19 protein-coding genes and 1 riboswitch are annotated in these 20,754 nt (G+C 56.0%); of the genes, 9 read left to right on the plus strand and 10 right to left on the minus strand.

Features of this window, described 5'->3' with window-relative positions:
• Positions 1-9: 9 nt before the first annotated feature.
• From ectB to cobO, 6 genes are all read right to left on the minus strand, one after another.
• Positions 10-1,251 (minus strand): diaminobutyrate--2-oxoglutarate transaminase, encoded by a 1,242-nt coding sequence (ectB, locus tag ACAF76_RS16465; RefSeq protein ID WP_400162084.1) that lies wholly within the window; start codon positions 1,249-1,251, stop codon positions 10-12.
• An 850-nt stretch (positions 1,252-2,101) separates the two neighbouring features.
• Positions 2,102-3,046: an adenosylcobinamide-phosphate synthase CbiB gene (cbiB, locus tag ACAF76_RS16470; RefSeq protein WP_400162085.1), complete on the minus strand. Its 945-nt coding sequence runs from the start codon at positions 3,044-3,046 to the stop codon at positions 2,102-2,104.
• Between the two features lie 8 nt (positions 3,047-3,054).
• Positions 3,055-3,672 carry a histidine phosphatase family protein gene (locus tag ACAF76_RS16475; RefSeq protein ID WP_400161949.1) on the minus strand — a complete coding sequence of 206 codons (618 nt, stop codon included), beginning with the start codon at positions 3,670-3,672 and terminating at the stop codon, positions 3,055-3,057.
• Complete coding sequence (gene cobS, locus ACAF76_RS16480; RefSeq protein ID WP_400161950.1) at positions 3,669-4,409, minus strand: adenosylcobinamide-GDP ribazoletransferase; 741 nt, start codon at positions 4,407-4,409, stop codon at positions 3,669-3,671. The genes ACAF76_RS16475 and cobS overlap by 4 nt, the downstream gene beginning before the upstream one ends.
• Before the next feature lie 5 nt (positions 4,410-4,414).
• Entirely contained in the window at positions 4,415-5,524 is a 1,110-nt protein-coding gene (cobD, locus tag ACAF76_RS16485; protein ID WP_400161951.1) for a threonine-phosphate decarboxylase CobD, read from the minus strand.
• Positions 5,524-6,072 carry a cob(I)yrinic acid a,c-diamide adenosyltransferase gene (gene cobO / locus ACAF76_RS16490; RefSeq protein ID WP_400161952.1) on the minus strand — a complete coding sequence of 183 codons (549 nt, stop codon included), beginning with the start codon at positions 6,070-6,072 and terminating at the stop codon, positions 5,524-5,526. Before cobO ends, cobD begins: the two co-directional genes overlap by 1 nt.
• A gap of 169 nt (positions 6,073-6,241) precedes the next feature.
• A riboswitch (cobalamin riboswitch) is annotated at positions 6,242-6,461 on the minus strand.
• 193 nt (positions 6,462-6,654) lie between these two features.
• Between cobO and ACAF76_RS16495 the strand changes: the two genes are divergently transcribed.
• The 7 genes from ACAF76_RS16495 (at position 6,655) to ACAF76_RS16525 (ending at position 13,312) form a co-directional block, all read left to right on the plus strand.
• The gene (locus ACAF76_RS16495) at positions 6,655-7,362 is read left to right on the plus strand and encodes a M15 family metallopeptidase (RefSeq protein WP_400161953.1); all 708 of its coding nucleotides are present in this window, start codon (positions 6,655-6,657) and stop codon (positions 7,360-7,362) included.
• 102 nt (positions 7,363-7,464) lie between these two features.
• The gene (locus ACAF76_RS16500) at positions 7,465-9,081 is read left to right on the plus strand and encodes an ABC transporter substrate-binding protein (protein ID WP_400161954.1); all 1,617 of its coding nucleotides are present in this window, start codon (positions 7,465-7,467) and stop codon (positions 9,079-9,081) included.
• A gap of 25 nt (positions 9,082-9,106) precedes the next feature.
• Positions 9,107-10,111, plus strand: coding sequence for an ABC transporter permease (locus tag ACAF76_RS16505; RefSeq protein WP_400161955.1), 1,005 nt, complete (start codon positions 9,107-9,109; stop codon positions 10,109-10,111).
• Positions 10,112-10,126: 15 nt separating this feature from the next.
• A complete protein-coding gene (locus ACAF76_RS16510; RefSeq protein WP_400161956.1) occupies positions 10,127-11,017 on the plus strand; it encodes an ABC transporter permease in 891 nt (296 codons plus the stop codon).
• Between the two features lie 12 nt (positions 11,018-11,029).
• On the plus strand, positions 11,030-12,001 hold the full coding sequence (locus tag ACAF76_RS16515; RefSeq protein ID WP_400161957.1) for an ABC transporter ATP-binding protein: 972 nt from the start codon (positions 11,030-11,032) through the stop codon (positions 11,999-12,001).
• Positions 11,998-12,789: an ATP-binding cassette domain-containing protein gene (locus tag ACAF76_RS16520; protein WP_400161959.1), complete on the plus strand. Its 792-nt coding sequence runs from the start codon at positions 11,998-12,000 to the stop codon at positions 12,787-12,789. The genes ACAF76_RS16515 and ACAF76_RS16520 overlap by 4 nt, the downstream gene beginning before the upstream one ends.
• On the plus strand, positions 12,782-13,312 hold the full coding sequence (locus ACAF76_RS16525; protein WP_400161960.1) for a helix-turn-helix domain-containing protein: 531 nt from the start codon (positions 12,782-12,784) through the stop codon (positions 13,310-13,312). The genes ACAF76_RS16520 and ACAF76_RS16525 overlap by 8 nt, the downstream gene beginning before the upstream one ends.
• Positions 13,313-13,405: 93 nt before the next feature.
• Here the strand turns inward: ACAF76_RS16525 and fahA are convergent, their stop codons facing one another.
• From fahA to ACAF76_RS16545, 4 genes are all read right to left on the minus strand, one after another.
• Positions 13,406-14,668, minus strand: coding sequence for a fumarylacetoacetase (fahA, locus tag ACAF76_RS16530; protein ID WP_400161961.1), 1,263 nt, complete (start codon positions 14,666-14,668; stop codon positions 13,406-13,408).
• A 139-nt stretch (positions 14,669-14,807) separates the two neighbouring features.
• Positions 14,808-16,343, minus strand: a complete 1,536-nt coding sequence (locus tag ACAF76_RS16535; RefSeq protein WP_400161962.1) for a histidine ammonia-lyase — start codon at positions 16,341-16,343, stop codon at positions 14,808-14,810.
• Positions 16,344-16,367: 24 nt separating this feature from the next.
• Entirely contained in the window at positions 16,368-17,945 is a 1,578-nt protein-coding gene (locus ACAF76_RS16540; RefSeq protein ID WP_400161963.1) for a BCCT family transporter, read from the minus strand.
• Between the two features lie 369 nt (positions 17,946-18,314).
• On the minus strand, positions 18,315-18,626 hold the full coding sequence (locus ACAF76_RS16545) for a hypothetical protein (RefSeq protein WP_400161964.1): 312 nt from the start codon (positions 18,624-18,626) through the stop codon (positions 18,315-18,317).
• A 150-nt stretch (positions 18,627-18,776) separates the two neighbouring features.
• Here ACAF76_RS16545 and ACAF76_RS16550 point away from each other — a divergent pair, with 150 nt between their 5' ends.
• The gene (locus tag ACAF76_RS16550) at positions 18,777-20,189 is read left to right on the plus strand and encodes a nitrous oxide reductase family maturation protein NosD (RefSeq protein WP_400161965.1); all 1,413 of its coding nucleotides are present in this window, start codon (positions 18,777-18,779) and stop codon (positions 20,187-20,189) included.
• Entirely contained in the window at positions 20,186-20,740 is a 555-nt protein-coding gene (locus tag ACAF76_RS16555; RefSeq protein WP_400161966.1) for a nitrous oxide reductase accessory protein NosL, read from the plus strand. The genes ACAF76_RS16550 and ACAF76_RS16555 overlap by 4 nt, the downstream gene beginning before the upstream one ends.
• The last annotated feature ends 14 nt before the right edge of the window (positions 20,741-20,754 follow it).

Here is a 20,754-nt window from a genome sequence, read left to right on the forward strand (position 1 = left end):
TGCTGTGCATTACAGATTTTTCCGAATGGAAAAGTCGATGATTTCCAAACCTTTCGCCAGCAGCTCTGTGCTGATGACGAGAGGAGGCATCATTTTGATTACGGTGTTGTCAGCACCCGACGTCTCGCAGATGAGCCCGTTTTCAAAGGCGGTACGGCAGACGCTTTCGGCAAAACCTGCTTTCTTGCAGTAGATTCCTTGCATCAGTCCTCTACCTCTGCGCTCGCCTTCCAATCGGGGGTACTTTTCTAGCAGATGCTCGATTCCTTTCGCCAAAAACGCTGCCTTTTGAGCGATTTCCTGTTCGAATTCGTCGCTTTCCCAGTATGCCAGGGCAGCAGCCCCTGTGACGAATGCGAGATTGTTGCCGCGAAAGGTTCCGTTGTGCTCGCCCGGCAGCCATTGATCAAACTCGGGCTTTATCAGCGTTAACGCCATGGGCAGACCGTATCCGCTGATCGATTTTGACAGGCAGATCACATCCGGTTCGATCATGGCCGGTTCAAAGCTGAAGAATGTGCCGGTGCGACCGCACCCCGTTTGGATATCGTCAAGGATGAAGAAAATGCCGAACTCGTCGCATATATGTCGCAATTCTCGCAGCCATGGAAAGCTGGCTTTGTGCAATCCGCCTTCTCCTTGCACGGATTCGACGATAATCGCCGCCGGCATATCGATTCCACTTCCTCTGTCCTGCAATAGTCTGCGCACATACAGCAGGGAATCGAGATTCTCGAAATAGTTTTCATAGGGAAGAAACATGCTATTGGCCAAGGGAATGCCCGCCCCTTTTCGCTTGAACGCATTGCTGCTTACGGAAAGAGAGCCGATGGACATACCGTGAAAGGAATTGGTAAAGCTGATGATGGCGGTTCTGCCGGTTACTTTCCTGGCGATTTTCAATGCGCTTTCCACTGCGTTCGTTCCCGTCGGACCGGGAAACATGACTTTGTAGTGGAGCCCTCTTTGCGAGAGAATCACGTCCTGAAACCGGCGCAGGAAGTTCGCTTTCGCCACTGTTCCCATGTCCAGACTGTGACTGATCCCGTCGTTGGAGATATACTCAATCAGCTTTTTCTTCAATTCCGGATGGTTATGTCCGTAATTGAGCGCACCCGCTCCGGCAAAAAAATCGATGTATTCCTGACCGTCGCTATCCCATATGAAGGATCCGACGGAGCGCTCGAATACTTTTGGAAAGCATCTGGAATAACTTCGTACGGCAGATTCCAACTCTTCAAAGATTCCCATCTCGTCGGTACGACTAACTTCCAACACTGGATGACCTCCTCGAATAAACGCTGTTTGGATCGTTTCGCATTCTGCTCTGACTGCCGGGCCGCAATTTTCCTCCGTCGTGAACGAATTGCCATGCTAATCAAAAATCCTTTATTTTGATATTATGTAAAAATATAACAATTTCAGGCATACGCGGCCGTATCGCTTCTCTATTGCGGGGTGCAAGTTGTTCGACCAGTATTACGTATATTATGTAAGGTAAGTAAAAATTTTCCAATAAAATGCAAAAAATATCGTTGCCTTCCCGCTTCTATTCTCCCTCCTCCCTTCATAACAGCAATAAATCCCCCTGGCGAAAGCGCAAAAAAAATAGGCCTGGAGCTCCCCACATCTGCCGCAATCGGAAAGAGCCTTTCCGTGCCGCCGGAATGTGCCAGGATCGTCTTTCGATAAGTAATTTATTTCCAATTTGGGACTGTTATTCCTTGTTTTGCTCTTCTTGTTAAAAACAAGCAGGGATGCAATCAGACGCACCGAAACATCCAGACGTCCATGAGCTTACCGTCATCTATATTCAGATTCGGTGCATACATACGCAAAGGAAAATAGGCCGACTTTTCTGAATAATAAAGCGGTGTCAGACAGGCAGCCCGTCGCTTCTCCAAACCGACTCGATCCCCTTCGCACCGACATCAGCCGGTCATCACGACCTGTTCGCCGTCTTCCAGCTACGCCCGCTTCGCTCCGTTGACGAAGGAAAGCGGATCGACTTCCCGCCAATTCGTTGGCGAACTGGCGAGATTCCGATCTTCCCGGACTGCTCCTCCCTTCGAATACTGCTGCACTATTTTCGTTTGTACCCTCACGACAGCACCAGGCGAATCAGCAGGCATACGCCCAGGCACAACAGGGAGACGAGGTACATCAGGCGAATCGTCTCGCCGATGTCTGCCGCGCGCAGTGGCCGCAGGGCATCTCCCATCCGGGTCCGGTCGGATACCACTCCCTGGTACGTATTTCTTCCTCCCAACTGGACGCCCAGCGCCCCCGCCACTCCCGCTTCCGGCAGGCCGCTGTTGGGACTGGGGTGCAGATGCGCGTCACGCCGGATCATCCGTGCGCACCGCCGCCAGTCGAGGCGAAGCATCCAGCTCGCCGCGATCAGCAAAAGCGCGGTCAAGCGGGCCGGAATGTAGTTGGCGACGTCGTCAAAGCGGGCCGAGGCCCAGCCCAGGTTTCGGTACCGCTCGTTTTTGTACCCGACCATCGAGTCGAGCGTGTTGGCGGCGCGATACGCCATCGCCAGCGGCGCTCCGCCAACCGCCGCGTACAAGAGCGGAGAGACGATCGCATCGACGATGTTTTCCGCTACTGTCTCGACCGCTCCCCGGCACACTTCCGGTTCGTCCAGCTTGTCCGTATCGCGCCCCACGACCATGGACAGCGAGCGCCTTGCCTGCGGCAGATCGCCAGCTTCGAGAAATCGCTTGATCTCGTTTCCCGCGTCGGCCAGTCCTTTGCTGGCAATCGTCGTGGAAATCAACCAGGCAGACAGGGCAAAAGCGAGCCAGACCGAGAGCTGCGCCGCCGCGTAGAGCAAGAGCCAGACGGCGCCGTAGCTGCCGGTGACGATCAGCAGGGGAAACAGCAGCCCCGCTGCCCTCATATGCCGCTCGTCCCTGACCATCAGCCTGATCAACCGCTCCAGCCGGGTGATGAACCAGCCGATGATGACGACCGGATGGGGAATGCTGCGCGGGTCGCCGACGATCCGGTCAAGCAGGTATGCCGTACAGAGCAGCCACATCTCCTGATTCACGCGCGCATCCCTCCGTTCTGCCACTGCTGTCCGCGCCAGCGCTCGCCGTCCAAGGCGACCAGCATCGCATCGCCATGCTTGAGCCCCTCTACCTGCCAGTAACTGTCCCTGTCTTGCCTGAGCCAAGCTGCTTCAAACCAGCGGATCACTCCTCCGTGGGAGACGAGCACGATCGTCTGCTCGCTGTCCCGCGACTGCTCCAGCAGCGAACCGAGCCAGGCGTCCACCCGTGCCCCCAGCTCCTGCAAACTCTCGCCGTTTGGCGGCTTGCGGGTATACGGATCGTCGTACCAATGCTGCGCTCGGACGGCGTCTTTTTGCATCAACTCGTCATAGGTGAGCAGCTCCCAGTCGCCAAAGGAAAGCTCGCGCAGCGCCGGCACCTCCTGCGGCGGCAAACTCCAGCGCCGGGCGATCGCCTCGGCTGTTTGCCGACAGCGCTGCAGATCGCTCGTGTAGACCGCCTGTGGCTGATCGATGGCAGCGTACAATCGCTCAGCCAGCCGTGATACCTGTGCGATGCCCTCATCGGAAAGCGGCGGGTCGCTATGACCGAGATACCTTCGCTGACGATTTTCCCGCGTCTCGCCGTGCCGCACCCAGATCAGCTTCATGCCCACCAGCTCCCGACCAGGACGAGCAGCATGACCGCCTCGCTGCTCTCGATCACTGCGCCGTAGCAATCCCCGTTTAGCGCGCCCAGCTTGCGCGTCACTGAACGGGATAGCCAAAGGGCAAAAAGCAGGGAGACAGCGACTGCCACGAGCACCTGCCAGCCGCCGATCAGCCAGCCCGCCAGCGCCAAAAACGCGTAGGCGAGCAGAAACGCAAGCGGGGTAAGTCCATCGCGGATGCCTTTTCCTACACCGTCGTCGGCGTTCAGGTACGGCCAGTAGTAGATCGACAACAGCACATGCGTCCGTGCAGCCATCGGCACGAGCAGCAGCAGCATCGCTGTCCCGGCCTGTGCCAGCTCGATCAGTGCCGCCATTTTCAGCAGCAGCAACAGCAGTGCCGCCAACACGCCCATCGCGCCAACGCGGCTGTCCTTCATAATCGTCAGGGCTTGTTCCTTCGGCCTGCTGCTGCCCAGTCCGTCCGCCAGGTCCATCCAGCCGTCGAGGTGGAGTCCTCCGGTGATGTACACCCAGACGATCAGGGTGACAGCGCCAGCAAGCAGCGGACTGTACAGGGCAAGGCCGGCCTCGTACACTCCCCACAACAATGCCCCGATGACAAGCCCGACTGCCGGATACCAGCAGACGCTTTTTTTCCAGGCTTCTTCGGATGCTCTAAGCCAAGGGACAGGAATGCGAGTAAAAAAGGTAAGGGCGTGAAAAAACGCGTTCATGCCGCTTACTCGCCCCCTTTCCCGTGTGCACCACAGAACTCGCGAAGCCGTGCGATCAGCCGTTCATTGTCCTCCCGCCTGCGCACGGCTATGCGTACATGGCGAGAATCAAGTCCCGGGTACATCGCGCAGCTTCGAATCAGCACGCCGCTTTTGCCGAGTGCGTCCTGCAGCCCATGCGCGTCTGTCCACGCCGGTGTGCGAACGAGCAAAAAATTGGCTTCTCCCGGCCACACCTGCCAGTCCGGCAGACTGGACAGGGCAGAGATGAGGTATGCGCGTTCTTTCGCGATCAGCGCCCGCGTCTTCTGCTCGTACGCCACTTCGCGCAGGCAATGCTCCCCGGCGAGCAGCGCAAGCGCGTTGACGCTCCAAGTCACTTGCTTTTCCCGCATGCGCTCGACCACCTCCGGCAACGCGATGGCATAGCCCAGGCGCAGTCCGGGGATCGCGTACATTTTTGTCATCGAGCGGATCAGGATGACACGGGGGTAGCGTGCCAGCGTTGCTGCAAGCGAGAACTGCTTCTCTTCTTCCAGAAAATCGAGAAACGCCTCGTCTACGACCAGCCAGGTGCCCGTCTCTTCGGACCATTCCGCGAGCCTGACCAGTTCGTCGGGCGTGTAGCAAAGACCCGTCGGATTGTTCGGCGAGCCGACAAACACCATGTCAGCCTGTCGGCACAGTGCGTACAGCTCCTGCGCGTCCGGCTTGTAGCCGTTTTCTTCACGACCGTATATGCCGTGCAGCTTCGCCCCGAACTGACGGGACAATTGCGCGTATTCGGAAAAACAAGGGTAGACCAGGCCGACTGTCTTCGGCTCGCAGGCGAGAATGGCGAGCGCCATCGCTTCGGCAGCGCCATTGGTCGGCAGCAGCCACTCCGCAGGCAGTTGCAAGCGCTCGGACAAGGCATGGCGAAAGGCGCGATGGGCAGGGTCCGGATAGCGCACCACTTGCAAAAACTGGTCCTGCAATACCTCGATCACGCGCTCTGGCGGTCCTAGCGGGTTGATGTTGGCGCTGTAGTCGAGAAACGCATCCGGCCCGATCCCGTATCGCTCTTTCGCCGTCAGCAAATCTCCGCCGTGCCCGAATTTTTCCAGCACCTCCATCAAAACTCTACCCCCAACACAGCCGGTATCCCTTCGTCGTAGTAGTGCTTGACCGGCTTCATCTCCGTCACCAGATCAGCCAGCTCGACCAGCTCTTCCCGGGCACCGCGTCCCGTGACGACGACGTGCATGTGCTCCGGTCTTTTTTTCAATGTCTCCAGTACATCGGCGAGCGGCAGCACATCATCGATGGGGAACCTGTCGATCGCCAAGGCGTTGTTCAACTCGTCGAGGATGATGACGTCGTACGCTCCGCCAAGAATTCGCTGCTTGGCGAACTGCCATGCCTCTGCCAGCGCTGCCCGATGCTCTTCGGGCGTCTTCGTCCAGGTGAAGCCGACGCCTTTTTGCACGATTTCGATGCCGATTTTGTCAAACATGATTTTTTCCCCGTACGTGCGCTCCGGCGACTTGATAAACTGGATCATCAGCACCTTTTTGCCGCGTCCCGTCGCCCGTACCGCCAGCCCGAGAGCTGCGGTCGTCTTTCCTTTTCCATCTCCCGTGTACACCAGGAGAAGTCCCCGTTTGCTTGCCTGTTTGTCCACTCGATACCCCTCCCGACATGTCCGTCCCGTCATTGCCGTCGCGCAAAAAGCCGGCCATTATGCCAGAACAAAAAGAAAAACGCCTTGTCCTCCCTGCATGACAAGGAAAACAAAGCGTGGATAGCCCAAAGCCGCAATCCTCACCTTTTCCTTTGACCCGAAGGAAATCAGTGCTACACAAAAACAGGCAGGTCTCCTGGATCGAGGATCGACGCCTCTCTTCTCCTTCCCGCCCGCATGTGGGCAGTGGATGGCATACGCCGCGAAGAAAAGCTCCTCTCTTACAGTGGCGGGACCGCGTTGGCTTTTCACCAAACTTCCCTTTTAACCCTGTCTGGCCGCTTGGAAGCACATGCGCCTAGACAGGGACCTGTTTGCAAAACGTATATGCAGTTTACGACTGATACTTGCTTTAATAATAGCAAATACTGGTCGGGATTCAAGCAAAAGCTGAATGTCCAACTGTTACGCGGCTTTTTGAAAGCGCATTCTTTTTTTGCAGGATATGAAAAAAATTGTAGTTTACTAGAATCAGCATTTCCGTTACCATAATTGGCAAAACCATCTAGGCAGGTGAACGCTTTGTCATTTCCACCAATCCCGAACTTGCCGGGAGAAACGAATGAAATTCCGCCCGTTCGGCAAGAGTGCGGCGAACCGCTGATCCCGCTCTCCGCGCTTACCCCCAAATTAACCGTATACGCCGCTTACTACCACCAGGGCTATGAGGGCGCCCAACCGGAAATTTACCTGCGGGAAGGTGTTGCCCGCCGGCTGGTCACTGTCGCGGAAAAGCTGCCTTCGGAATACAGGCTGGTCGTGCTGGACGGCTGGCGTTCTCACATCGTGCAGGCGTCGATATACGATCGCTTCCGCCAGACGCTGCTCGCCCAAGGCTGGGAGGAAGGCGAACAACTGACGGCTGAACTGGGCAAATTTGTGGCCAAGCCGACAACCGACATCATCAAGCCGTCTCCCCATCTCTCCGGAGGTGCCGTCGACCTGACGATTGCCGGACCAGAAGGCTGGCTGGACATGGGCACGCCGTTTGACGATTTCAGCGACCTGGCGGCAACCCGCTATTTCGAAGAACTGACGGAAACATCCGAACACGTGCAAACCGTCCGCGAGAACCGGCGGATGCTCTACCACTTGATGGCGGAAGCAGGGTTTGTCAATTATCCGAGAGAGTGGTGGCACTACGAGTACGGAACGCGGGTCTGGGCGCGCAAGACCGGACAGGAAGCAATTTACGGCGGGATTTTGTCGCTTTCTCCCCAACCGCAATAACAACCTTACGAGAATTTTGCTAGTTTTCAGAAAAAACAGTTGAATAGTCCGAATCATTGCAATATATTAAAAAATAATTAAATATATTTCACATGGGGGTAGATGTACGTGAAGCGCAGGAAATCACTTTTCACCAGCCTGCTGCTTGTCCTCTCACTCACGGCAGCAGCATGCGGCAACAGTACGCCTGCAAATCAGTCACAAAGCGAAACTCCGCAGACCGCTACGGAACAGCCACCGGCCGCCTCGGCCACGCCATCTGATACGCTGTTCGTCGCGATCAACGCCGACCAGGGCACGCTCGACCCGGCTGTCACCTTTGACAACGGCGCATGGAAAATCACCTATCACGCCTACCAGCGACTGGTCGAGTACGATGGCGCATCGACCGAAGTAAAGCCAGGACTGGCCAAGGAATGGACAGTCAGCGATGACGGCCTGACCTGGACGTTCACGCTGGAGGAGGGCAACATGTTTTCCGACGGCACACCTGTCACTGCAGAAGCCGTCAAATTCACCTTTGATCGCACACTGGCAATCAAGCAAGGCCCATCCGACGTGTACAATGTCATCAAGGAAGTTCGCGTAGACTCGCCTACCACTGTCACGTTTGAACTGTCCCAGAACTTCCCTCCATTCCTTTCTACCCTGGCGGCCAACTACGGCAGCATCGTCAATCCGAAAGTAATGGAGCATGAGCAAAACGGCGACCACGGCCAAAACTACCTCGCAAACAACACCATGGGCAGCGGTCCCTACCAACTCTCTGAATGGAGAAAAGGGGAATACATCAAGCTCACCACGAACCCGCACTCCCCTGTCAAACCAACCCTTCAAACCGTCTTTTTCCGCATCGTCCCTGATGCCACTTCACAGCGTCTGCAGCTCGAGCAGGGCGAGATCGACATCGCCGAAGGAATTCCGAGCGAACAGATCAAGGCTGTCAAAGAAATGCCCAATGTAGAAGTGCTCCAGTTCCCAAGCCTCTTCGTCGACTACATCTACGTCAACACATCCAAAGGGCATCCAGCTCTGCAAGACAAACGCGTGCGTCAGGCACTCAGCTACGCCATCGACTATCCGGCTCTGACCGAGTCTGTACAGGAAGGCTTCGCCACACAGATGCGCGGCCCGATCCCGAAAGGACTGTGGGGGCATGACGAATCTGCCTTCCAATACAGCCGCGACGTGGAAAAGGCAAAAGCACTGCTCGCCGAAGCAGGCGTACAAGACCTGAAAATCAACCTGCTCTATTCGGACAACCGGGCATGGTGGGAGACCGAAGCCCTCGCGCTGCAATCGTTCTTCTCCGACATCGGCGTCACGCTGGAGCTGAACAAGATCGCCTACGCGACTTCGCGGGAAATGATCGACACCGGCGAATTCGACCTGGCCATGGGTGTATGGAGCCCCGACTTCGGCGACCCGTACATGTTTATGAACTACTGGTTTGATTCCAACAACTTCGGCTTGGCCGGCAACCGCGCCTTCTACAAAAATGACAGAGTGGACGAGCTGGTGCGCCAGGCAGCCGCGGTCAACGACCAGGCTGAGCGCGAAAAGCTGTACCAGGAAGCGCAAAAAATCGTCATCGACGAAGCTCCTTACCTGTATCTCTACCAGCGCGATTTCCTGCTCCCGGTCAGCAAAAACGTCAAAGGCTTCGTCTACAACCCGATGCTGGAAGGCATTTACAACCTGCCAGAAATGTCAAAATAACGACGTGTGAAGGAGTGCTTTCCTCGTGAGACAAATCATCGTCAAACGCCTTTCCATGCTCGTGCTGGTGTTGTTCGGAGTGACGCTGATCACATTCTTTCTCTCGCATGTCATTCCCGGCGATCCGGCACGGATGATGGTGGGGCAGCGCGCCAGTGAGGAAACACTGCAAGAAGTCCGTCGTCAATTGGGCCTAGACCAACCAGTCTGGGTCCAATATTTTACTTACATGAGCGGGCTACTCGCAGGTGATTTTGGCAAGTCGATCCGCACACAGCAGCCGGTCATCGACGATCTGCTCACATTTTTTCCCGCTACGCTCGAGCTTGCCCTCACCGCTTTTATCATCGCCATTATCATCGGCATTCCGATCGGCATTCTCTCCGCAGTCAAAAAAGACACCGGCTGGGATCACGCCGGACGCTTTTTCTCCATAGCGGGGATCTCCACTCCCGTATTCTGGAGCGGCCTGGTCGGTATTCTCTTGTTTTACAAAGTGTTCGGCCTGTTGCCGGCCGGCGGGCGACTCGCGCTGACCGTCCCTCCGCCGACGACGATAACCGGCTTCTACCTGCTGGACAGCCTGTTGACCGGAAACTGGGCGGCGTTCTCCAACAGCTTGTGGCATCTGATCCTGCCCGCTGTTACACTCGCCTTCGCACAATTGGCGATCGTCACGCGACAGGTACGGGCCAGCATGCTGGAGGTGCTCAGCCAGGATTACATCCGGACAGCGCTTGCCAACGGCATCCACGGGCCGGTGCTGCTGTTCCGCTATGCCCTGCGCAATGCGCTGATCCCGACGATTACGGTAGTCGGCCTGTCCTTTGGCTCCCTGCTCGGGGGAGCTGTCGTCACAGAAACGATATTCAGTTGGCCTGGAATGGGCAAATACGTGGTCGAGTCGATTGCCTTTCTCGACTTTCCGGCAATCATGGGCTTCACCTTCTTCATCTCGCTGGGATACGTGGTGATCAACCTGATTGTCGACCTCACGTACTATGCGCTCGATCCGCAAATCAAGGAATAGAAAGGGGACACTTCCATGTCAGGTATGACGGCGCATCCAAAAGACCTGTCGACCGCAACGGCAGCCAAGACGGTTAACCCCTTCTGGTATAAAATCCGCCGCAATCCGCTCACTTTGCTGGGTTTGTTCCTGCTCTTGCTGTTGATCCTGATGTCGACTTTCGCACCGTTGATCAGCCCCTACGACCCGACGCAGATCAATATCGCGGAGCGTTTTGCGCCGCCCAGCGCGGATCACTGGTTTGGCACAGACGAGGTCGGTCGCGACATCTTTACCCGTATCCTGTACGGTGCCCGGCTCTCGCTTGGCGTCGGCGTAGCCGTCGTCCTCGGCGCCGGACTGATCGGGACCATCATCGGGTCGATCTCCGGCTACTTTGGCGGCAGACTGGACCAGATCATCATGCGGGCGATGGACATTATTCTCGCCTTCCCTGCTCTCGTCCTGGCCATGGCGATCGCCGCTACGCTGGGGCCCAACCTGCAAAACGCCATGATCGCTATCGCCATCATCAAAATTCCCGTCTACGTGCGGCTGGCGCGTGCGGAAACACTTGCTTTGCGGGAAAAGCTGTACGTCAAGGCGGCAGTGACGTTTGGCATCAAGCCGTGGCGCATCATCGCCCGCCACATCATTCCCAATGCCATCTCCCCGGTGATTATCCAGGTCACGCTGGACATCGGCGATGCGATCCTGCTTGTGGCTACCCTGGGCTTTTTGGGATTGGGCGCGCAGCCTCCGACACCAGAGTGGGGCGCGATGATCAGCGTTGGCTGGAAATATTTGCTGGACTACTGGTGGTATCCCACATTTCCCGGCTTTGCCCTGTTTTTGGCTTCATGCGGCTTTAATTTGATCGGTGATGGAATTCGGGACATTCTCGATCCAAAAGCGAACCGTTCATAGGGGGAATGAAAGATGCTGCTCGAAATCAATAATTTGACCGTCGAGTTTTCGTCCATGCAAGACAAGATCGTGGCGCTGCAAAATGTGTCGCTTGCGATCAACGATGGCGAAATCGTCGGGATCGTCGGGGAATCCGGTTCGGGAAAGTCGGTAACCGCGCTGAGCATCCTCGGATTGCTGGAGAAAAACGCGCGAATCGCCAGCGGGACAATCCAGTACAAAGGAACGAATCTCCTCACGCTGGATAAAAAAGGACTGCAAAGCCTGCGGGGAAAGGAGATCGGCATGGTTTTCCAGGAGCCGATGACAGCCTTGCACCCGACAATGCGGATCGGCGACCAGCTCGCTGAGGTGATTCATCGTCACCGCAATATTTCGTATCGGGAAGCGTACCAGCAGGCCGTGCTGAGCCTGGCTGAAGTGCGAATCAATGACCCGGAGCTGGTCGCGCGCAAATTCCCCTTTGAGCTGAGCGGCGGCATGCGCCAGCGGGTCGTGATCGCGCTGGCCATGTCTTCGCCTCCCGACCTGCTGATCGCAGACGAACCGACGACCGCTCTCGACGTGACGATCCAGAACGAAATTTTGAAATTGATGCAGGAGCTGGCGGCAAAGCGGGGCACCTCGATCATGCTGATTACCCATGATCTCGGCGTCGTGTCGCAGGTCTGCCAGCGCGTGGTGGTCATGTACGCAGGCGAAGTCGTGGAGACGGGCATGACCGAAGAGGTGCTGCAGCACCCCCGTCACCCGTACACGCGCGCTCTGATCGGCGCTCTGCCCGACCTCGCCGATCCAGGGCAGCCGCTATCGGCGATTCCCGGTGACGCGCCCGACTTGCGCAACCGTCCAAAAGGATGCGCGTTCGCGTCGCGCTGCCCCCACTCGCTGCCAATCTGCCAGGAGGATCATCCTGTACTGGAACTGGTCTCCGCTGCATCCACTACGCATTACGTCTCCTGCTGGGGGAGGGAAACCGGATGAATCCACTGCTCGAACTGCACAGCATCGGAAAAGAATACAAAAAAGGCAACCAGCGCTTCCAGGCAGTGACGAACGTGAACATTTCCATCGAGCGCGGCGAGACGTTCGGACTGATTGGCGAATCCGGCTCGGGGAAGAGCACGATCGGGAAAATGATTACCGGACTGGAGCCGCCTTCCTCGGGAGAGCTGCTCTACGAAGGACAGCCGCTGTGGAAAGCCGGCAAATTCTCCGGTCTCAAGCCCGGTGAAATGCAAATCGTCTTCCAGGACCCGCAGTCATCACTCGACCCGCGCATGCGCGTGCAGGCGATCATCACTGAACCCTTGCTCGCCCTGCCCAAAGAGCTGCGTCGGGAAAAAGGAAGCCCCGAACGGCTCCATGAGCTGATCCGCCGCGTCGGCTTAAAGCCGGAGCATCTGAACCGCTATCCCCACGAATTCAGCGGCGGGCAGCGGCAGCGCATCGCCATCGCGCGGGCATTGATTACCGATCCCAGCTTCGTCGTCTTAGATGAGCCTACTTCGGCGCTGGACGTATCCGTACAGGCCAACGTGCTCAATCTGCTCCAGGAATTGAAGCGCGAACGAAATCTTACCTATTTGTTTATCTCGCACAACATGTCGGTCATCCGCTACATGTGTGACCGCATGAGCGTCATGCAAAAAGGACGTATCGTAGAAACCGGCTCTGTCGGCGAAATCTTCAACAATCCGTCTGACCCGTATACGCAAACTTTGTTGTCATCGCTCCCTACTCTCCAGAAGAAGGTGGATACTCATGTTTAACGGAGCAGAACTGCGGGAACTTCGCAAAGAAAAGCAGCTTACCCTGCAAAACCTCGCTGATCAGACAGGCTTGAGCGTCAGCCTGCTGTCACAGATCGAGCGCGGATTGGTAGACCCGACGGTAGGTACATTTTGGAAAATTTGTTCCGCACTGGACGTGCCTTTCCACCATTTCTTTCGCCCGCAAAGCAATCCCGATCCGATCATCCGAAAAGGGATGCACAAGCTCATCCAGTTGAAAAACAGCAAGACCAAGTACCAGGTGCTCACACCTCTGCAAGAAGGGCGAATCGAATTTTTGCTGATCGAAATCGAACCGGGACAAGCGCTGGAGCAGGAGCAAATTTCCCACTCCGGCGAAGAGTGCGGATACATTTTGCAAGGCGAGCTGAAGGTGCTGTTGGGCGATCGCGAATACCATCTGTACGAAGGCGACAGCATCGGCTTTAACAGCACCTCGCCGCACCGTTTTGTCAATCCGGGATCGTCCGTGTCACGAGCGATTTGGGCGCGGGCGACCTAGCCTCGCCGCCCATGAACGAACATGCTTGCTTCCATACAAATAACCCGGCATCTCCCCACAGGAGAATACCGGGTTATTTTGGGATGTGTCCGGTTACGGCAAAGCCGGAAGGATACGGCCTGTTACTTCTCCAAAGCCAACCCTGTATCCATCCCCCTGGCACCACCCGGTGATCGTCACCCGATCGCCGTCCTCCAGCCATCGCCGCAACTCTCCGTTTTTCAGAACCAGCGGCTCTGTTCCGCGCCAGGTCAACTCCAATAGACAGCCCCGTGCCTGTCTGTGCGGTCCGCTAATCGTCCCTGAGGCGAGCAGATCACCCGGACGCAAATTGCATCCTCCGACAGTGTGATGAGCGATCTGCTGGGCCATGCTCCAGTACAAATAGCGAAAGTTGCTGGCACAAATCCGCTCAGGCCGCTCCATGCCATCTCCCTGCACATACGCCTCAAGCTGGATGTCAAAAGACGTCTTTCCTGTCGTGCGCAAATACGCCAGCGGCTCAGGCTCCTGCGGCGGCCCTTCGATGCGAAATGGTTCCAGCGCCGCCAGCGGCACCACCCAGGGCGAGATCGAAGTCGCGAAATTTTTCCCCAAAAACGGCCCGAGCGGCTGGTATTCCCAGGCCTGGATGTCACGGGCGCTCCAGTCGTTTACCAATACAAGCCCAAAGATATGGCTCTCCGCATCTGCGATCGAAATCGGTGTCCCCAGAGGATTGCCGGGACCGATAAACAGTCCCATTTCCAATTCGAAATCAAGCTGGCTACTGGCAGCAAAGAGAGGATCTGACGAATCAGCCGGCTTGATTTGCCCGCGTGGACGGCGTATATCTGTGCCGCTTACGACTACCGAGCTGGCGCGTCCGTGATAGCCGACCGGCAAATGCGTCCAGTTCGGCATCAGTGCCTGTTCCTTGCCGCGAAACATCACACCTACATTTGTCGCATGTTCCTTCGAGGCGTAAAAGTCCGTATAGTCGCCAATGCGGACTGGCAAAAGCAGTTCGACATCGTTTTGGCGCACCAATGCCGCACTGCGAAGCGAGGCATTGTCCCGCAGCAGCGGCTCGTCTGCGCGCAGCAATCGCTGGACGATCTGCCGGACCTCGTGCCACGCCGCCGGACCAGCCGCCATGAAAGCATCCAGCGAATCCCTGGAAAAGACCTCCTTGCCACAAACTGCGGTATTACGGAAATGTCCGGCTCTATCCAGGACGGACAGATCCAGCACATAGTCGCCAATCGCCACGCCGACGCGCGCAGTGCCGCCAGCCCGCGTACGGAACACGCCGTATGGCAGGTTGTGAATGGGAAAATGGCTTTCGGGACTTACCTCGATAAATGAGCGCAGCATCAAAGACCTCCTTTGACCGTCCTTTTGTCGCGGCATTTCACCGGACTTTTCATAAGCGGCAGTGTCTTCCCTGCGTTCATCGTAGCGCCCTTTTCTTCCTGTTTCAAGAATATTTGGAAAAGACAGCAAAGGACCATCGTTACTGCAATGCGCCGATAGCTTCCTCCACACAATCGATGATTTCCCCCGAATGAATCATCGCGCGCAGCGTTTCCAGATGCGGGTACAGGTAGATGTCGCCTTCCAGCCTGGGCACAACCTGCGAGATTCGCGCAAGGACAGCGCGAGATGCAGAGCCTGGGGAAAGGTCGCGTTCCACAAACGAATGGGCACAGTACACAGACAATAGTTCGACTGCCAGTACATATTCGAGCTTTTCAGCCACCTGGCGCGCTTTTTTGGCGGCATTGTAGCCCATCGCCACATAGTCTTCCTGATCTGCGCATGTCGGTATGCTGTCCACCGTCGCCGGATGCGACAATATCTTCATGTCATTGAGGAGCCCCGCCTGGGTATACTGGGGGATCATCAGTCCGGAGTTGAGTCCGGGTTTGGCGATGAGAAAGGCCGGATACCCGGAAAGCTGGCTGTTGATGAGCCGATTGTTGCGCCGCTCCGACATTTTCGCGATGGCTGTGGCGGCTATACAAGCCGAATCCAGCTCGATCCCTACATACGACGAATCGCAGTTGCAGCCTGAGATGGCTCCCGCGTCCTCGTCCGGCCAAATAATCGGATTGTCACTGCACGCATTTAGCTCGATTGCAAACGTCTGCAACGCGTCGTACAATGTTTTCTTTGCGGCTCCGTGCAGTTGTGGAATCGCACGCAAGGAAAGCGCGTCCTGGAGGCGGTAATCGACGAATGTCTTGGCAATTTGCGAGTCCTCCAAAATATTTCGCAGATTGGCGGCCGTCTGTCTCTGCTCGGGATGCGGGCGTACGCTCATCAGCCGATCGTCGAAGGCGCGCGTCGTTCCCTTCAGGACTTCCAGCGTCATCGCGCCGATCACATCGGCAGTCTTGGCAGCCTTCAGCATGTCGTGGAGCGCCAACGCCCCGATAGCTGTCGGACTCGTCGTCCCGCTGGCAAGGGCCAATCCTTCTTTGGCAGAAAGCACAATCGGCTCCAGCCCAACCCGGCGCAGCGCTTCTTTGGCCGGCAGCAGCTCTCCTGCCACATACGCCTTTCCTTCACCCATCAGGACGAGAGCCATGTGGGATTCCGGACTCAAATACCCGACAGAGCCTTCCCGGGGAGCAAAGGGGGTGAGGCCAACTTGCAAAAACTTCCGATACATGTCCAGCGTCTCAAGCCGAACCCCGGAATACCCTTGCCCCAGGTTTTGCAGGACCATCAGCATCGTCGCCCGCACGTCTTCCTCCGACAGCGGTTCTCCGACCGAAGTGGCGTGGGACAGCAAAATATTGCGCTGCAGCTCTGCCGTTTGCTCCGCAGAGATCACTTCCGTGCAGAGGGCGCCGAAACCTGTATTCACCCCGTACATGACGATGCCTTCTTCTATCCACTGCTCAACGAGTTGACGGGACCGCTCCACCCGTTTTCGATAGTCGTCGGAAAACTGGACCTCGGCACGAAACCGGGCTACCGCGACGAATTCTTCCAGTGTAAGCGGAGCCCCTAGAGTTACTTTCGAGATGTCTTTTGCTCGCATGTGCTTCTCCTTTCCTTGCGTTGATCATTTATCCGCTTTGTCCATGAAGAACAGCTTAATCGCAGAGGCGACCTGCAACACGAAGACGAAAAGGACCGTCGAGCCACCAAGGGCAGCCAGATATTTCACGCCGTCGACCCCTTGGGCACCGCCGGCAAACGCCACCATGACGAACGAAATAACACCGATGGACAGAGCCCAGAGAAGCGTTTTCCATTTTGCCGGCTCTTCGTCATGGCGAATGTTGGCCGTACACAACGTGGAAATGGTCCGCACCATCGAATCGGCAGCGGTCGCGAAGGACAAAATCAAGGTCAGCATGACAACCGGGATAATGATCGCTCCCAGCGGAAGGTTGGCCAAAAATGCCCAGAGCCCGGCAACTGCCCCGCTGGCCTTGATCGTGGCTGCGAGGTCGACAATGTTGTTCTGCTGCCAGTACAAAGCAGTTCCTCCCCAAACTCCGAACCAAATCAGGCCGAAGACAGAAGGCAATATCCAGTTGACAATCATAAATTCGCGAATGGTCCGGCCGTGCGAGATGACGGCGAGAAAAATGCCCATGAGCGGTGCGTAGGCAATCCAGATCGCCCAATCGTACAAGGTCCACCACATGACGAGCGCCTCTCCGCCCAAATCAATCGGGTCGAGCCCCCATCCCCAAAAATTCTGCAGCCAGTACGCCATTCCCGCAGTAGAGGTTCGTAACATGTATAATGTAGGACCGATGATGACAAGTGCGATCAACAAGATATAAAAGACCTTTGCATTGATATTCGATAGCCTGCGAATTCCATTGTCCAGTCCCTTGAGAGCCGAGAGCGTAAAAGTCGCGGTAATGAGAAATGTCAACCCGAGCCACATCATCGGCCCTTGCTTGATGCCGTACGTCGCCTCGATGCCAGACCCGATCAGCGCAAGGCCAGCTCCCAGAGAGGACGCCAGGCCGAGTGCAATCGCCAAGACTGCCAATGTATCGATGATGCTTGTCCATATCCCCTTCTGTACCTTTGCGCCGAACAGGGGCGTTAACGTGGAAGTCACCGACAGCGATTGCTTGCGATTGAAATAGAGATACGCGGCGATCAATCCGCTCAGCGAGTACATCGCGTACGGGATAAACGACCAGTTGTAAAAACTTCGTCCCATGGCATAAATGGCGGCCAGAGGCGTTCCCGGAGTAACCCCGGTATTCTCCATTTCCCCATAGATGTTGGCAAAGTAAATGATCGGTTCATTGACCCCATATGTGACCACGCCTGTCGCAATTCCGCCGCTCAGAGCCATGGCGAACCACGTACCAAACGAATACTTGGCTTTAGCGTCTTCTCCTCCCAAGCGAATGTTTCCTATTTTGGAGAACGTCACGATAACAACAATGAGCAACGCCACGATCGACACGATTTGATAGAGCCATCCCAGCCCGCGAAGCGAGGCCAAAAACCCGTTCATTGAAATATCGGTCAACAACTGGTTGTTGACGATTCCGAGCAGGGCTCCTCCGCCTACGACGAGAAAAGCGGGCCAAAACACCCCTTTCCGGGTTTTCTTTTGATCCGCTGTTGTTTCCACTGCGTCCGCTTTATTCGTAACCATTGACATGATTTCATCCCCCTTTACCCCAGTAGATCAGTTTCCATTGCAATTCCAGAGCGAACCGTTCTTTTTGTCCTTTCTCTTCCGGCCATCCCCCATTTTTTTGATTTTTCTTACATATCAAATAATGTAATCGGGACAGAAGCGGAATAATAGATAACAAACTTACGAACTTTGCTCATTCGTTATCGTTGTCCATGGGAGGCATACGGTAATTGCAGCATGGATTTACACTTTTTTAAAGATTCATACATTTTCTTTTGATCCCATTGGATTTTCCTGGAAATATTGCCCCCTTGAGAGTGCAGCTCGTTTGCACACAGAAACCCCCGAAGCAAAGCCCCGGGGTTTTCTGTGGTAGACTCATCCTCTTCTCTAGTCGTACCTCGCATCCTCTTCCCTTTGCTGCCCTTCCACAATCAATTCCAGCTCCGTCTCAAAGTTGAGCAGCAGTTCTGCCGGAAGACGATCCAGCATGCGGCTGATCTCTTCAGTCTGCATCGCCTCATCGAGCGACTTCGGTTGATCTTGCCTTTGCCCGAACCAGTCGCGCAGCTGTTCCGTCAGCTTGTAAAATGAAGACTGGAACTGATCAGCGTCCTCTTCTGCATCGTCCTCGACACTGCGCTTCATGCGCTCCCAGTTGTCGAGCATCGTCTGGAAGGCTTTTTCCAATTCGCTTTTCACAGTCTACCTTCCTTTCTATATGGAAAATATAGAGAAGCCAAACGAAGTTTTTGCTTTTTTGCCTTTTTTCATAGCCCTGTTGGGTCATCTACAGAGCAGATTTGCCTGTTATCATATATAGTAGCATCAGAGAGGAAGGAGGGAGAACCGTTGTTTTCGCGTCAGAATCAACTACTCCTCGCACGCCTTGTCGTACCGCTGTCGCTCTGTCTGCTCACAATGGTCTGTATGCCGCTTGCCGGTCAGGCCGAAGAGGAGATTTTCTCGCTGCAGGCACGGATTGACCAGGCTGCACCCGGCGACGTCCTGACCATCCCCGAAGGCGAGTACGAGGGACCGATTCAGGTGAACAAACCGATCGTGCTGCAAGCGTCCGGCACTGTCGTCATCACGACCCAAAATGATGATCCGGTACTGACGATCGACAGTGACCAGGTGACGATAAAAGGCGTGCAATTGCTCGACAACCGGATCAACAATCCGCAAGCGACTTTGGTCATTCGCGGCAACGCCAACCGGATCGAACAGGTGGAGATCGACACGATGGGTACCGGGATTCAACTGCGCAATGCCAGCGGCAATATGCTGCGCGAGATTCGCATCACCGGACACGTGCTCGACCCCAACGAGGCGGCGGCAGACATCGGCCATGACCACGCAGCCCACCAGCAGCTTACCCAGCCCGTCCAGCAGCCGGGCGTCAAGCCGCGAAAAGGCAATGGCATCGATCTGCTCGCATCGCATCAAAACGAGATCGTCGCCAATCAGGTCATCAATATGTACGACGGCATTTACCTGGAAAGCAGCCAGGAGAATACCATCGCGCTCAACATAGTGGAAAAATCCCGCTACGGCTATCACCTGATGGCTACTTCCGGTACGGTGCTGCGCGACAATACGGGCAGCGGCAACGTGACTGGCGCGATGCTGATGGACACGAGCACTGCCACGGTAACCGGCAACCAGTTTCTCAAGCAAAGGGACAATCCCAACTCCCAGGGCGTGCTGCTGTTCACCGTCACCGATTCTGTGCTGGAGAACAACATCATCGAAGGCAACCGCGTCGGCCTCTACATCGAGGACTCGACCGGCAACACGATTGCGGACAACGAGCTGTCGCTGAACTTTATCGGGATGCAGACTGTGGATTCATCCGGCAACGAGGTCGTCGGCAATCAATTTGTCTCCAATGTGATTCAGGCGCAGGCACAGGATAGCGAACGCAACCAGTTCGACGGCAACTACTGGGACAACCTGCAAGCCCTGGATGTGGACGGAGACGGGCGAAGCGATCTGCCCTTTGAGATGAACCCGTTTTTTCTCGCCCTGACGGATGCCGTCCCGCCTTATCAACTGTTTTTTCAGGCTCCTGGATTCGCCTTCCTGGAGAGTCTGTTTTCCGCCGGTTCGGTCACCATCCGCGATACTGCGCCCTTGATGGCACCCCCGCTGGATGATGCGCTGCCCCAGGCGGAAGCCTCTTCGCTTCCCGCTGGACTGCTCGGAGCGTGCTTGCTCCTGTTCAGTATGACATTTATGTATATAGGAGTGAAACGAAAATGAAAAAGTGGAAACAAGCGTTACTCGGTATGGCAGGAATGGGATTTTTGCTGATGGGATGCGGCTCGAATGAAGCGCAGCCGGTCGCCATCCAGGAAGGCGTGGATGAGTGCGAGATATGCCATATGCACATCGCCGACGATCACAACGCTACCCAACTGCTGCTCAATGACGGGCGGGCCTTGAAGTTTGACGACCTCGGCTGCATGAACGAGTGGGCACACAAAAACGGCCTGGATCACGTCCATGTCCAGTACGTCCGCGACTACAACACGGAGGAATGGCTGGATGCAAAAGAGGCGGCTTTCGTCTACGATTCCAGCTTCCAGACCCCGATGGGATACGGCATCTACTCTTTCCAGGACGAAGTCTCGGCACAATCGTTTGTACAGGAAAAGGGAACAGGCAAAATTTTGACCTTTGACGATCTCGCCAGCCATAGCTGGGAGCGCAACATGACGCAGCATGGCGGAGCCGGGCATGAACAGCACGGCAGCCATGAAGGCACTTCTGACCATCACGGAAGCACGGACAGCGACCAAACACACAACTAGCAAAGGATGAGGGC

This window comes from Brevibacillus sp. TJ4 (genome assembly GCF_044627595.2).
In the GTDB taxonomy this organism is placed as follows: Bacteria; Bacillota; Bacilli; order Brevibacillales; family Brevibacillaceae; genus Brevibacillus.